Origin of the sequence: Rhizobium zaerense (assembly GCF_051810725.1) — a bacterium.
GTDB lineage: Bacteria > Pseudomonadota > Alphaproteobacteria > Rhizobiales > Rhizobiaceae > Rhizobium > Rhizobium leguminosarum_I.
Map to the genome: position 1 here is coordinate 2,386,131 of NZ_CM132690.1, position 14,672 is coordinate 2,400,802.

At 58.5% G+C, this 14,672-nt stretch carries 12 protein-coding genes; 5 read left to right on the forward strand and 7 right to left on the reverse strand.

Features of this window, described 5'->3' with window-relative positions:
• Positions 1-82 precede the first annotated feature (82 nt).
• From ACS4RR_RS11450 to ACS4RR_RS11470, 5 genes are all read left to right on the forward strand, one after another.
• On the forward strand, positions 83-1,357 hold the full coding sequence (locus ACS4RR_RS11450) for an ABC transporter substrate-binding protein (protein ID WP_170255102.1): 1,275 nt from the start codon (positions 83-85) through the stop codon (positions 1,355-1,357).
• 201 nt (positions 1,358-1,558) lie between these two features.
• Positions 1,559-2,443: a carbohydrate ABC transporter permease gene (locus tag ACS4RR_RS11455; RefSeq protein ID WP_162116119.1), complete on the forward strand. Its 885-nt coding sequence runs from the start codon at positions 1,559-1,561 to the stop codon at positions 2,441-2,443.
• Positions 2,443-3,294 carry a carbohydrate ABC transporter permease gene (locus ACS4RR_RS11460; protein ID WP_260108961.1) on the forward strand — a complete coding sequence of 284 codons (852 nt, stop codon included), beginning with the start codon at positions 2,443-2,445 and terminating at the stop codon, positions 3,292-3,294. Before ACS4RR_RS11455 ends, ACS4RR_RS11460 begins: the two co-directional genes overlap by 1 nt.
• A gap of 58 nt (positions 3,295-3,352) precedes the next feature.
• A complete protein-coding gene (locus tag ACS4RR_RS11465; RefSeq protein ID WP_260108960.1) occupies positions 3,353-4,498 on the forward strand; it encodes an ABC transporter ATP-binding protein in 1,146 nt (381 codons plus the stop codon).
• A gap of 16 nt (positions 4,499-4,514) precedes the next feature.
• Positions 4,515-6,653, forward strand: a complete 2,139-nt coding sequence (locus ACS4RR_RS11470) for a beta-galactosidase (protein WP_260108959.1) — start codon at positions 4,515-4,517, stop codon at positions 6,651-6,653.
• 351 nt (positions 6,654-7,004) lie between these two features.
• Here ACS4RR_RS11470 and ACS4RR_RS11475 read toward each other — a convergent pair whose 3' ends face one another.
• The 7 genes from ACS4RR_RS11475 to ACS4RR_RS11505 form a co-directional block, all read right to left on the reverse strand.
• Positions 7,005-7,655, reverse strand: a complete 651-nt coding sequence (locus tag ACS4RR_RS11475) for a hypothetical protein (RefSeq protein WP_260108958.1) — start codon at positions 7,653-7,655, stop codon at positions 7,005-7,007.
• A 213-nt stretch (positions 7,656-7,868) separates the two neighbouring features.
• Positions 7,869-8,207 (reverse strand): slr1659 superfamily regulator, encoded by a 339-nt coding sequence (locus tag ACS4RR_RS11480; protein WP_222249534.1) that lies wholly within the window; start codon positions 8,205-8,207, stop codon positions 7,869-7,871.
• A gap of 7 nt (positions 8,208-8,214) precedes the next feature.
• Positions 8,215-8,775 (reverse strand): slr1658 superfamily regulator, encoded by a 561-nt coding sequence (locus ACS4RR_RS11485; protein ID WP_222291357.1) that lies wholly within the window; start codon positions 8,773-8,775, stop codon positions 8,215-8,217.
• Positions 8,776-8,778: 3 nt separating this feature from the next.
• A complete protein-coding gene (locus ACS4RR_RS11490) occupies positions 8,779-11,142 on the reverse strand; it encodes a SpoIIE family protein phosphatase (protein ID WP_222331649.1) in 2,364 nt (787 codons plus the stop codon).
• Positions 11,142-12,314, reverse strand: a complete 1,173-nt coding sequence (locus ACS4RR_RS11495) for a methyltransferase domain-containing protein (RefSeq protein WP_456190097.1) — start codon at positions 12,312-12,314, stop codon at positions 11,142-11,144. The genes ACS4RR_RS11490 and ACS4RR_RS11495 overlap by 1 nt, the downstream gene beginning before the upstream one ends.
• Positions 12,311-12,802, reverse strand: a complete 492-nt coding sequence (locus ACS4RR_RS11500; protein WP_456190098.1) for a hypothetical protein — start codon at positions 12,800-12,802, stop codon at positions 12,311-12,313. Before ACS4RR_RS11500 ends, ACS4RR_RS11495 begins: the two co-directional genes overlap by 4 nt.
• 55 nt (positions 12,803-12,857) lie before the next feature.
• Positions 12,858-14,510, reverse strand: a complete 1,653-nt coding sequence (locus tag ACS4RR_RS11505; RefSeq protein ID WP_222291349.1) for a putative bifunctional diguanylate cyclase/phosphodiesterase — start codon at positions 14,508-14,510, stop codon at positions 12,858-12,860.
• Positions 14,511-14,672 lie beyond the last annotated feature (162 nt).

A 14,672-nucleotide genomic window follows, 5' to 3' on the forward strand; every position in this document is an offset into this window, starting at 1 on the left:
CGCAGCATTGAATGCCTGGTCGGTCGTTTCATGGAGGAGGCGACGGTCGGGAGATGTCGATCGATCAACTGGGAGGAATTCAATGACGTTTTTGAAGCAATTTCCGTCGACCACCCGCAGACGCTTCCTCAAGGGCGCGGGGCTGGTTTCCGCCGCAGCGGTTAGCGGCAGCTTTCCGATCCCGGCGATCGCGCAGGCCCAGGAGGTCACGATGATCTCTGCCGAAAACAATGGCGCCGCACTCGACGCGCTGAAGGCGATCGCCGCGAGCTTCAGCAAGGAAGCCGGCGTCAACGTCGTCATCAACAATATGGACCACGAGGCCCACAAGACGGCCATTCGCAACTATCTCGTCGCCGGCGCGCCTGACGTCTGCTCCTGGTTTTCGGGCAACCGCATGCGCGCCTTCGTCAAGCGCGGCCTGTTTGACGACATCTCCGACCTTTTCGAGAAGGAGAAGTACAAGGACGTGCTGGGTGCTACGGCCGGCGCCGTCACCGACGGGGGCAAGCAATATGGCCTTCCCACCGGCGGCACCCTCTGGGGCATGTTCTACCGCAAGGACGTGTTCGAGCAGCATGGTCTCACCGTGCCGAAGACGGCCGAAGAGTTCATGGCCTATGGCGACAAGTGCAAGGCCGCGGGCATCACGCCGGTCGCGATCGGCACCAAGGAATTATGGCCGGCGGCCGGTTGGTTCGACCAGATGAACCTGCGCATCAACGGCCTCGACAAGCATATGGCGCTGATGAACGGTGAGATGAGCTATCTCGATCCCGCGCTGACGGCGGTTTTCGATCAGTGGGAGGCGATGATTTCGAAGGGGTTCTTCACGGAGAACCACACGTCTTTCGGCTGGCAGGAGGCCGCGGCGCTCCTGGCGCAGAAGAAGGCCGGGATGATGAACCTCGGCGCTTTCCTGCGCTCGGCCTTCACCGCCGAAGATCTGCCGCAGCTCTCCTATGCGACCTTCCCGGTGCTCGATGCCAAGGTCGGCCACTTCGAGGAATTCTCGGTCAATTCGATCCACATTCCCGCCAAGGCCAAGAACAAGCAGGGTGCACGCGAATTCCTCGCCTATTTCTACAAGCCGGAGAATCTGGCGGCCTACCTGGAGCCGGGCGGCAACGTGCCGCCGCGCAGCGATCTGCCGCCGAGCAAGGATCCGCTGGTCAATATCGCCGTCGAGACGATGAAGACGGTGCAAGGCACGTCGCAATATTACGACCGCGACAGCGACCCCGACATGGCGCAGGCGGGGCTCGTCGGCTTCCAGGAGTTCATGGCCAAGCCCGACCGGCGCAAGGCCATCCTCACGCGCCTCGAAGGCACGCGCAAGCGGATCTATAAGATCTGAGCCTGGAAGGCATTTTGACGCTTGCCCCTCACCCTAACCCTCCCCCGTAAGGACGGGGAGAGGGGACGTGCCATACGGGACGTTGGCGAGGGACGAAGAGGTTGCGGCACATCCCCTTCGCCCCGTTTACGGGGAGAAGGTGGCGGCAGCCGGATGAGGGGCAGCTTCACCGCTTGCTCTGTCGTAAATGAGGCTCCTGAAATGCTGACATTATGGCGCCGCCAGCGTTGGTGGCTTACCCCGACTTTGCTCATCGCGCCCGCGATCGTGCTGTTCTTCACGGTTATCCTGCTGTCGGCGGTCAGAAGTCTCTGGATCAGCCTGCACGACTGGGATGGCTTTGGCCCGATGGTCTGGATCGGCTTCGGCAATTACGTCGAACTCTACAACGATCCGCAATTCTACGTGTCGCTGAAGAACAACCTGATCTGGCTGGTGATGTTCATGGCGGCACCACCTCTCGGGCTCGCCATCGCGCTGCTGGTCAACCAGAAAATCCGCGGCATGCGCTTCCTGAAATCGCTGTTCTTCATTCCGCTGGTGCTCGCCTCGGTGACGGTCGGCGTGGTCTTCACCTGGGTCTATACGCCGGAGTTCGGGTTGCTCGCGCTGATCTTCAGGGCGTTCGGGGCGACGGCGCCAGCGGTTCTCTCCGACGAGCATTTCGTCACTTTCGCGATCGTGATTGCCGCGCTCTGGCCGCAGATCACCTTCTGCATGGTGCTCTATCTCGCCGGCCTCAACAATTTGAGCGAAGAGCTGATCGGGGCAGGGCGCGTCGATGGGGCGAGGGGCTGGAACATGTTGTGGCACATCGTGCTGCCGCAGCTGACTCAGGTTACCTTCATCGCCATTGCCGTTACCGTCGTCGGGGCGCTCAGGTCCTTCGACATGGTGTCGGTGATGACGAACGGCGGTCCTTTCGGTTCGTCCTCGGTTCTCGCCTACCAGATGTTCGAACAATCGATTTTCTCCTACCGCTTCGGTTACGGCGCGGCGATCGCCTCCGTGCTGTTCGTGATCATGGCCGCCTTCATCGTCTGGTACCTCAGCCGCATCATCCATACCGAAGAAAGGGGAGGCTGATGTATCCTCGTCCCATTCCCGATGGCGCCATCTGGCAGCGCCGCCTCTACGTGCTCGCCGTCGTCATCGTCCTGCTGCTCTGGCTCTGCCCACTGTTTGCGATCATCCTCACCTCCTTCCGCTCGACCGAGGATGTCATGGGCGGCAATCTGTGGGGATGGCCGACCGGGATCGGCGTCATCGACAATTATACTGATGTCTTCACGCAGACACCGATGGCCCGCTACTTCCTCAACAGCCTGACGATCACCATTCCCTCGGTGATCGGCGTGCTGGTGCTCTCCACGCTCGCCGGCTATGTGCTGTCGCGCTACCGCTTTCCCGGCAACATGCTGATCTTCGCGCTGTTCGTCGGCGGCAATTTCCTGCCGCACCAGATCATGATGATTCCGGTGCGCGACCTGATGGTCCGGCTCGACCTGATCGATACCACGGCATCGCTGATCATCTTCCATGTGGCCTTCCAGACGGGCTTTGCCACGCTGTTCATGCGCAATTTCATCGCAGCACTACCCGACGAGCTGTTCCAGGCGGCGCGCGCCGAGGGGGCGTCTCCCTTCCAGACGTTATGGCATGTGGCGATCCCGCTGGTGCGGCCGGCGCTGGCCGCACTCGCCATCCTGATCTTCACCTTCATCTGGAACGATTATTTTTGGGCCGTGGTGCTGACCGTCAGCGACTCCGTCAAGCCTGTGACTGCCGGCCTTGCCAATCTCCGCGGCGAGTGGGTCTCGGCCTGGAACCTGATTTCCGCCGGCACCATCGTCGTCGCCGTGCCGCCCGTTATCATGTTCTTCCTGATGCAGCGGCACTTCATCGCCGGTCTGACGATGGGCGCGGTGAAGGGATGAGCGATCTCGACAACGGGCCCTTGGAAGTTCCGATTTCAACAGCAGAGAGCCAGGACGCATGACCAGTCTCGAACTCCGACAAATCAACAAGAATTACGGCGCCTATCATGCGCTGCGCGGCATCGATCTTTCCGTAGCGCAGGGCGAGTTCATCGTCATGGTCGGCCCCTCCGGCTGCGGCAAGTCGACGCTTTTGAAAACGATCGCCGGCCTGGAGGAGATCTCCTCCGGCCAGATCCTGATCAACGGCCGCGACGTCAGCAAACAGGAGCCAGGGGACCGCGGCATCGCCATGGTCTTCCAATCCTACGCGCTCTATCCGCATATGACGGTGGCGGAGAACATGGGCTTCGGTTTGCGCATGGCCAAGCGCCCTAAGGCCGAGATTGAGGCCGCCGTGGCGCGCGCCGCCAAGATCCTGAGGATCACCGATCAGCTGGAAAAGCGGCCGAAGCAGCTTTCCGGCGGTCAGCGGCAACGCGTGGCGATCGGCCGGGCAATCACCCGTTCGCCCGATGTCTTCCTGTTCGACGAGCCACTGTCGAACCTCGATGCGGCGCTCAGAACCCAGATGCGTGTCGAGCTCAGCAGCCTTCACGCCGAACTCGGCGCCACCATGGTTTATGTCACCCACGACCAGGTGGAGGCCATGACCATGGCAAGCCGGATCGTCGTCTTGAACCAGGGTGTGATCGAGCAGGTCGGCTCGCCGCTCGAACTCTACCGCAACCCAGACAATCTCTTCGTCGCGGGCTTTCTCGGCGCGCCGCGGATGAATTTCCTCGGCGTTACCGTTGACGAGGTTTCCGGCCGCTATATTACGGTTTCGGCGCCGGGCCTCATGCCGGTGACGATCGAGCTGGCGGAGGCGACGGTGCTGGCGAAGGGCGCCAGCCTGACGCTCGGTGTAAGGCCGGAAAACATATCGGTGGTCGCCGACGGGGCGCAGGGCGGGGCGATCAACGGCCAGGTCCGGCTGGTCGAGCATCTCGGGCGCGAAACCATTCTCTACATCGATGCCGGCAATCTCAGGACCATCGCCTCGGAAAGCGGCACCGGCAACATCACGGTGCAGCTCAGCTACGTCGCGCCTTTTGCCGCCGACCAGAACGTGGCGCTGAAGCTCGACGCCAGCGAACTCTATCTCTTCTCGCCCGATGGCGGACGCACGATCAGCGCCCGCAAGACGATCCTCGACAGATAACACAGGAAACATCACCGTGTCCGACAAGACCGCAAGCCTTTCCGTATGGAACCCCGTCAAGACCGACCGCTTCCTCGTCGGCGCCCCGCATTATCCCGAGCACGTCGATGAAAGCTACTGGGAGCGCGATGCCGAGCGCATGGCGAAGGCCGGCTTCAACGTGGTCAGAATGGCCGAATTCGCCTGGCATATTCTCGAGCCGAAGCTCGGCATCTTCGATTTCGACCTGTTCGACCGCGCCATCGCCATGCTCGGGCGCTACGGCATCGACACGATCATGTGCACGCCGACGGCAACGCCGCCGCGCTGGCTGACCGTGGCGCATCCAGAGATTCTACGAGTCGACGGCAAGGGGCGGCCGATGAGCCATGGCTCGCGGCAGCACTGCGACACGGCAAGCCCGGTGTTTCGCGAACACAGCCGGCGCATCACCAAAGCGATGGCCGAGCACTATCGCGACAATCCTTTTGTCGTCGGCTGGCAGACCGACAACGAGCTGAACACCAGCATGCCGGAAAGCTTTTCCAAGGCGACGCTCACCGAATTCCAGGCCTTCCTCGCTGGCAAATACGGCGAGATCAGCAAGCTCAACACGGCGTGGGGCGGTGATTTCTGGGCGACGGCCTATGACAGCTTCGACCAGGTGGTGCTGCCGATCGAGTTCGGCCCGACCTTCCCGAGCCCCGGCCATCTGCAGGATTATCATCGTTTCCTCGCCTTCTCGACGGCACGATTTCAGCACGACCAGGTGGAGATCCTGCGCGCCGTCAAATCCTCCTGGTTCGTCTTTCACAATCTCGGCGGTCTTAGGGATATCGACTTTCGCGGCCAGTTCACCACCGATCTCGATTTCATCGGCTACGACATCTACCCGATGCTCTACGACGAGTTCCAGCGGCTCGGAAACCACGCCAAGGTCCAGGCGCTGCATCTCGATATCTGCCGCGGTTTTTCCGGCAACTATATCGTTCCCGAGCAGCAATCGGGCTTCGGCAGCCAGCCGGGCTTCTGCACGCTGACGCCGGAGCCGGGCGAACTGCGCCGCATGGCACTTTCCTCGGTCGCCCATGGCGCTGACGGGTTGATGTTCTTCCGCTGGCGTCCCGCGCATTTCGGCGCCGAGATTTACTGGATGGGCATCATCGACCACGACGACGTCGCCCGCCATCGCTATGACGAGGCCAAGCGCTTCGCAACCGAGATGACCGCCCTGTCGCCCAAGATCCTCGGCACTTATGTGCGCATGGATGTCGGCATTGCCGGCTCCGACTTCGATAATCAGGAAGCCCACAAGACCTATCCGATCGGCCTGCCGAGCCCGCAGGACGATGCGATCCTGCTGCACCAATATTGCTACGACCGCGGCATTGCCTGTGGCTTCATTCATCCCGAGGACGATCTTTCCAAGCTGAAGCTGCTCTATGTCCCCCACTGGGTGATGTGGAAGGACGAATGGACCGAAAGGCTGAAATCCTTCGCCGAGCAGGGCGGCACCGTCATCATCGGCGCTCGCACCGGCACGCGCAACGAAGACAACCACGTCATCCGCGAGACCGCGCCCGGCACCTCGCTGTCGCAGCTCACAGGCGTGCGCGTCGAGGATTTCGGCCGCCTTGCCGCTCCAGGCGCCAACGGGCTCTTCGATGTGATGGAGCGTTCCGGCGGGCTTGTCATTCCTCCGAACAAGCCGGCGGAATCACATCGGCGCGAACGCCGCTTCAAGATCGGCAATCGCGAGCTGGCTGCCGGCTATTTTTATGAGAACCTCGCGATCGCAGGCGATGTCGAGGTGGTCGCGGCCTGGTCCAACCGCTATGCCGAGGGCCAGCCGATGGCGACGTCGCGCAAGCTCGGCAAGGGGCAGGTGGTCTATGTCGGCACCTATCTCACCCCGGATCTGACGGCAGCGCTTGCCGAACGGCTGTTTGCACCTGTCGGCATCGAGCCGCTGCTCGGCGACCTTCCCGAGGGCGTCGAGGTGACCATGCGGATGAACGAAGAGCGCCGGTTGCTGTTCATCCAGAACTACACCGACCAGCCGGCCGCCATCGGCGGCGTTCCCGCTGGCCGCGACCTTCTCGGTGACGAAAAGCCGGTTGCCGGCAGGCTCGATCTCGAAGGCTACGGCTGCGCGATCATCGAGCTCGCGGGGTGACGCGGCTTTCGCGTGCAAGGCAGGGGCCGCAGACCGGCCTCTGCCTGATCAAGGCGGGTTCGTAAACGACCGATAGTTTTCAATACGGCGACACCGTTGTCCGTCGGGATGTCGACAAACTTGACTGCCGACGTGAAACGAATTCGGCACGCTCGAAGGCTCATCACAACATAGGGACTTCGAGGCGGCGGGTGATCGACCGTCATCTTGGAGCAATTCGAGCAAAGGGTTCTGCGTCTGAAATTGATAAAAAAAGAGCATCTCCATACTCAAACAGAACGGAGATGCTCTTCGTAGTTTAGTGCGGAGCCATACTTGTCGGCTCCACACCGCTCGCAACTGATTTATCGGCTATTCCTCGGATGTCGCCGGCGCGGGGTTCTCCAGAGAGGTGCGGATTTGATCGATCTTCCCGTTTGCTTCGCCAACCCCCAAGATGGTTTTGGCTTCGTCCAAAACCGCCGGGCTGACTTCACCGGTTTTCGTCGCTGAAGCCAATGCGTCCTCCAGCGCCTGATCCCCCAACAGAGGGTCATCGGCTGCGGGCTCGATTCCATTGTCGAGTTCATACTGGGCATAAGTCACGGCATAGGCCGCAATGGCCGTCATGCGTGGGTCGGACGTATGCATCAACGCCTTGTAGTTTCGCTTCAAGGAGTTCAGGCCCGCAAGTTGCGCCGACAGGTTCTTTTCTTTGGTGCTGACTTTGGTCTCGTCTGCCTTGACGGACTTGGACTTGCTTTCCGCCTCGGTGGATTTGCCTTTCACACCTTGAGATTTGGAGTTGCCATGGGTTGAACCGCTATCCTGGCTGCTGCTGCCATGGTTGCCGCTGTTTCCGCCGCCGCCGCCGTGACCGCCGCCGCCATTGCCCCCACTGTTGCCGCCACCGTTTCCACCGCTCTTTGCCAGCGCGGTCATGTCGATCCCGGCAATCGTTGCCGGGCTTGCTGCAAGAGCCAGCGAGAGCACGGCCAAGGACGCTAAGGTTGCTATCCGCATTGTTTTCCTCCAAATCCGATCAAGCGCCGTGCAGATGCACCGCTTGCACAGATACGAGAGGTTAGACGGTGATCGCCGACCGCACATCGGACCGAGGTCCGATGTCGGTCACGTCTATGGTCCTAGATGGCGTGGAATACTTAACGAATCCCTTTTTCATCCCCGCGCGGCGGCGAACACCTCTCGGCGCAGGGCACTTTCGCCCAAAGAGAATCACGCCAGGCGCAAATCGAGAAGCGGGTGCAGCTTCTTGAGATTCGGGAGGGACTTCGCTTGCCAAGGATATTGATTGGTGCCTTTGACTATGAGCAGGAGGTCGCCCATTTTTCTGGCTTCAATTGTCAACTTGGCCAGGAGATTTATGCCAGAGGAATTGAGGAATTCGAGGCCTGTGAGGTTGAACGTCACCTGTTTGTGCCCCTCATGGAGCAGGCCTGATACCAATGAGTAAATGGGCGCATAGGCGTCCGGTCCTGCCAGCCGGAATACGCCATCGAAATACACCTCGTTTTTCTCAGCCCATACACGGAAGTTTTCGTCGCTGATTTCCATTCTTCGCTCACAGATTGGAGGAGGGCGGCATCGCCACAGCTGCAGTCGTCGTCAGTATGATACGCTGGTCGTAGTTCTCTTCGAACGCCCATGCCATTTTTGCATCGTAATCGCTCAGAAGGGTGAGCAACCCCAATCCCGAACCGCTTTCTGCCGATATGGCATTGGTTTCGATTTGCTCAAGAAGAAGTTCCCCGGGGTCCCTCGATTGGAGGCGATGCAGCAGTTGCTGAAAGCGAGAGGATGTCACGCCATCGATCGTGTTCTTCACCCTTATTAAAAAAGTACCGTCGAATATGCCGGCTTCAATGAGGATCTCCCCAGGCTGTCGAAACTTAACGGCATTTTCGATCAACTCATTGCTGAGATATCCGATGTCATGATGCGCCTGCACATAGTCTTTTCTTGAACGGGAATACCGCAGAGCCATGACCTCCGCGATAAAGTCCGAAGTCATTCCTGAGTGCTTCCATCCAAGCTGAAGCGGTCCGTCGCTTAACGTGAGGCGGGTGCTTGAATCCAGACTTATGCCCGCCAGAGATTCGATACCATATACCGTTGGCGTCATGTCTCACCTATGCCGCACTGCGAGAAGCGTGATGTCGTCGTAGATCTTCTGAGATCCAATGAAGAGCATCAGTGTCGTTACAATTCCGGAAACGATTTTCTCAGCGCTCTGATCCTTCAAGCGAAGTGCTTCGCGGCACAGACGTTCGATGCCGAATAGTTCTCCCGCGTCGTTTTCGGCTTCTGTTACGCCGTCCGTATGCAAGAGTATGAGGTCCCCTTTATCGAAGGCTATTTCACGGGTTTTAATGAAGGCAGAAATGTCGGCTTCCAACCCGATCGGTATGCCGAGATCCATCGTATCTATGCGCTCGACTTCGCCGTTCGCCCGCACGACAACAACTTCCTCGTGTTGTCCCGACAGGATCATCTCTTTTCCGTCGTAATCAAGAAACGCCAGGGTGAGATGCTTGTCGATTTTAGTCCTCACGATATTTTTAAACAGGGCGCTGTTCAGGTCCGTGAGAAATTTGACTGCATCGGTGTTTCCGGCTTCCTGCAGGGCGCGGGCGACGGACTGAACCATCAACATCAACACGCCGCTTTCGAGCCCGTGTCCGGTGACGTCGCCGATGCCAATCTTCAATCGGCTTCCGTTCTTCAATACGTCGTAATAGTCGCCACCGACTTCTTCCGCCGGTCTCATATAGGCTGCGATCTCGAGGGCCTGAAATTCTTCAAGCTCCTGATGCAGCGGAAGAACCATGAGCTGGATTCTCTCGGCGACGGCCAGCTCTGTTCCGAGACGTCGATTTTCACGCTGGAGCTGTGCGTTCAGTGTCGAAATCTCTTCCTTTGCATCTTCGATTTGAGCGGTTCGCTCTTCGACGAGCTGCTCGAGATTTTCGGTGTGATAGCTGATCTCTTCGGCCATGCGATTGAAGGCTTCACCGGCCTCACCGACTTCGTCCCTGCTTGTGATGGCCACTCTGACGGAATAATCCTTCGCCTGAATCCGTTTGGCGGCCCCTGCCAGGGCGCTGATTCCGCTGGTTATTCGTTTCGAGGCCGCAAAGACCGCGATCGTCACGATCAGCAGGGACATCAGGATCGCCAGAATTTGGTAGAGCACGATCCGGTTCGTCGCTTCGGAAATCTTGGCCTGGGCCGCATAGAGCGAGGCATCGATTTCTCGCTCGGGCACAACGACCCCCAGCAACATCGACTCTTGCCGAACCGGGCCACTGACCCAGAGATTGGTCGCCGGCAGTTTCTTGACGATAGCGATATAGGGGACCTCGTTGCCGTCCTGCTGCAACAACAAATGTTGGATGCCCTGTTCGCGGTCGAGGGCCAGTTTTGCTATCGCAGGCTGGGAGCTTCCCTTCAGGGAGCGCTCCAGGCCGGTCAAGGCGCCGGCTCCGCTCGGATCGCTCGCAGAACGCAGACCGAGGGTTTTTTCTCCTGTGCTGTTGATCGCCACAACGTTTCCGTCGGACATTGCGAGAAATCCAAAGCCGGACTGGGCCACTTTCACATTCTCAACAATCTGCGCGAGCTGGTCGAGGGTGATATCGGCGCCGGCCGTCCCGGCGACATCCTTCCGGTCGGCTGTCCACAATGGATGAAAGAAACTGACGATCAGCTTTCCGGTAATGGCATCGGTATATGGAGCGGTCTGCGTGATATCGTCCGCGACCGGCCGCGTTTTCGCGTCCTTGGCCCAGCTCTGCCAGGACTCGTAAAGCCCGGGGAAAAAGAAGTCCCAGAAATCGGCTTCGTTGTGCCCCGAATAAAGGCGATCGAAGGTCTGAGCCTGGTCGGTGTAAGGCGCCGTCCTGAAGATTGGCCGTTCTTTCGGTCCGATGTAGTACATCTGCAGCTTGGAAGCGCCGTGCTGCAGCAGGCTCGGCGCAACGATGTCAAGAACCGCGCTCGTCTCTAGATCGCGCTGAATGTCGGGTTTCGGCCGATGGTCAGGTCCGAGCAAGTAACCCCAGACGCTCACAACCGAAGCGGAGCCGGGCAGGTTCTGAGACCATTTTCCCTTCTCATCGTAAACAAGGCTGACGCTGCCAGGCGATGTGCGGGCGATTGCCGCGCCGACGTCCGAATTGCGGGCGGGATCATCGATCTGCGCCTGGAGCACGCCTGCCAGCGTACTGACGTCGCTATGAACCTGCCGCAGGAGCAAACTCACCTGGGCTGCGGTGGAATCGGCATAGGTGCGGATGTATTCCTGGCTTGCTGCTTCGAGACCCTGTCCGACTTCGAGGGTGGCGTCGCGCGACAGCCTCTGAACATTCCAAAGCGCTAGGCCGCCGCTGACCAGCAAGTCGAAAAGGACGGCGCCACCGACGACTAGGATGAACTTCGCCCGAAATGAGCCCAGTCGTGCCGGTCTCTTCGATGATGATCTCCCGTCCATCACAGCGGCTTTCGGCCGGAAGCGGCCCAGATCGGCCAGCCTGCATAACCCTTGGGGTGAAGAGCAGCAAAGATATGATCTCTGAATCCTTGCCGGAACCTGCGAATGAAATCTGATGAGTCCCCCCGCCGGACGGCCATCTCGCCAGCATAGACATTCTCCCAAGCTTCGATGATGTCTGCGAAGTCTTGGGGATCCCCGTCAAGGTTCGTGACCATAAAGCAATCGACCTCGATGCTATCGAACCCGGCGTCAGCAAGAAGATGGCGGCTTTTCGGCCCCATCTCGACATCCATGTCGAAGTGCTTGAACAGTTTGGCGACCTCCTCATAAGTCCATTTTATGGATTCAGCATGTGGCTCGCCCAGACAATGCGAATTTTTTTCATTGGTGATGTAGACGCGGCCGCCAGGTTTACAGATGCGGTAAAGCTCCCTGAGCAGCGTCTCGGGACGGTTGAAAATCTGCAGTGAATGTCGGCAGGTGACAAAGTCGAATTGATTGTCTCGCAGCAGCATTTGCGACGCGTCACCATAGGTGTATTCGATTCCCTGCAGATCGAAGTCGGCAGCGACCCTGCGTGCATATTCGAGGCTGCGCACGGAGTGATCCAACGCGACAAGTCGTGCCGGTTTAAATTCTCGTTGAACCAACGCCGCGAAGTCCCCAATTCCGCAACAGATATCCGCGATGACAAGACCGCTGCGCAAACCGTGGCGAGGCAACAGTTCGCGTTCGTGCTGCCATGTCATCTTCGTCTGGGTGCGCAGAATGGGAATGAAGCTCTCATCCTCGACAAAGCTCTGGCCGGGATAAAACGCCGAATCGTAGACTTCAACCGACAGGTTTGGTTGTGCTGCCGCCAAGGTCTGGAACAACGAGGTCGACCATGCCACCACGCTCGACGTAACGATGACGATCTTCCGTTCAGGCATGGTCCGGCAGCTTTCCGTGAGCACCTCGGAAAGGGCTGCGAAGGCCGTCATGTTGATATGCGTCAGGCGTTTGACATTGAGATAAACGACGCCGCTGTAATTTTCCAAACTTTGCCGCACGAGTTCGAGAGCATCGGCAATCTCGTCGGAGCTTTCAGGCCGCATCTTGCCGGACAACAACAGCTCCTGATTTGTCGGATCAAAATGAACGGTGAAAGGGCGGGCAAGCAGGGTCATCGGAAATCCTCGGCCGAGGGGAAATCCGCGATGATTTGCATCCTGCGGGCGCCGTCTTGCTCAATTCGGATAGCGGCGCGGAATATGGTTGCCAGATCTCTGAGCAAAATCGTCCCGCCGGACTTCAGGTCAGACCCGGCGCCCGGTAGAGACTGGCGTTCACTTGATTTCATACTCGTACTCTCGCGGTCCTCGCGGGCAAAGGCAATTCTCAGCCGGTTGAACGTCGCGCCCCGATAGAGGCTGAAACTTATCCTTCCCAGCTCACCCGTCGAGCGAAAGGCTAGTTCAACGAGCTCGTTGGCTGCGACGGAAAGAAAATTCGAATATCGAGCGGGATCGCTGTGACCTTGGCCGAGAATGTCTGAGAGATATTCGGTAATCCTGTCGCAAAACTGCCACTGAGATTTGAACGTCGCAACGTTCAATTCCAGCGATACCATCGGCGCCAATGCATGGTCATCGAAGCCAGATGCTTCCTCTTCCAATACAGCCTCCATCAGTTGTCTGGAGCGTTAGATGCCCTCAAAAATCACTCGTTCTTTATACCAGAACGTGGCTCGCGGATGTTTCAGCCCGGTTGATGAACTCGCCGATCGCCTCGACCGGAAGCGGCCTGCTCACCAGATAGCCCTGAAGCCTGTCGCAGCCCACACTGCCCAACCATTCCGCCTGAGCCGGAGTCTCGACCCCTTCGGCCGTCACCTGCATGTCGAGACCATGTGCGAGGTTGACGATACAGCGGACGATCGTCTGGCTTTTCGGATCGCTTTCCAGATCGGTGATAAAGTATTTGTCGATTTTGATCGTGTCGAAAGGGAATGTCTTCAGATAACTCAGGGAGGAATATTCGGTCCCGAAATCATCAAGCGAGATTCGTATGCCCAGCACGTTGAGAGTGTTCAACGTATCGATATTGTTGACGGTCCGCTCAAGGAGCACGCTTTCGGTTATTTCAAGCTCCAGACGGTCGGGCGGTAGCCCGACCAGGTCCAGCGTCTGGGACACCCGATCCGTGAGGCCGCTCGTCAAGAATTCAGCCGCGGACAAATTGACAGCGACGATATAGTTCTGCGGCCACTTCATTGCCTCGCGACATGCCTGCTCCAAGACCCAGGCACCTATTTCCGGCATCATTCCATCGGCCTCGGCCATCGGAATGAATGCCGTTGGTGGGATTATTCCAAGGAGAGGGTGGTGCCATCTGAGCAATGCTTCGAAGCCGACAATGCTGCCGCCCTCGGCAATGGGTTGGTACTCAATATAGAATTGTTGTTGGACCAGAGCCATGCGAAGGCTGCGGCGCAGCAGTTCGCGTTGTTCCAGCAACTCAAGCATTGAGGGATCAAAGGGTCTCGCGCGACCGCGCCCGTCCTTCTTCGCGGCGTAGAGTGCGACGTCGGACGCCTTCATCAGCTGCTCCGGACTTGTACCGTCCGGTGGAGCAGCTGATATGCCGATGCTGGCACCGACAAATAGCGCGATGCCATCTATCGTGAAGGGCTTTTTGAATGCATCAACCAAAGCTTCTGCTAGCTGGTGTCCTTTGGCGGGATGTCCCGGGCCTCTTGATATGACGGTGAATTCGTCACCCGCCAGTCGATAGGCTCTGTCGTCCTCGGTAAGGCACTCTTGAATGCGGCCTGCAGCGAGCTGAAGAAGCTTGTCGCCGGCCGGATGCCCAAGCGTGTCGTTAACGGGTTTGAAATCGTCAAGATCGAGTTGCATCAGGGACAAAGTCTCGTTCGAACCGGCGGTCTCCTGTAGCAATATAGTGAGGTCCTCGCTGAACTGGCGTCGGTTCGGCAGTCCAGTGAGTGGATCGTGGGTGGCCAGGTGCAAAAGGGTTGCGCGTTCATCGTCGACAGATTCCTCGGACCGAACTACGGCAAACAGATCTCCGATCCGATAGATCGTCAGTCCGTGCGACGCTGGCGTGCCAAGATTACCCGATATTCGCAAAGGCTGAGCGCTGTCGCCCAATGAACGGAGGGCGAGCGTAATCGCCGATTTGTCCAATTCTGGAAAATGCTGCCAAAACGACACTGCTGGTTTGACAGAAGCAGGCAGCTCATTGCCCAGCAAATTCTCGACGGGATTGAAATCGCGGTCAAAGAACAAAAGCCGGTCGATCGAGCTCGAAGCTTTTGACTGTGTTTGTCCGAGCGCCGAGGGGGCCGCATGAATTTTCCGCATGTCCAGGCCCTCCCTAGTCGCATGTAAAACCAGATAATGTAGCAAATCAGATCCCGCACAACCTGTGCACGCCAAGATTTACATTAGGTATTTCTGATTAACAATCCCCAACCTCTGCCCAACTCGCACACGGATGGGCTTATGCCATGTCTTTATTACCGC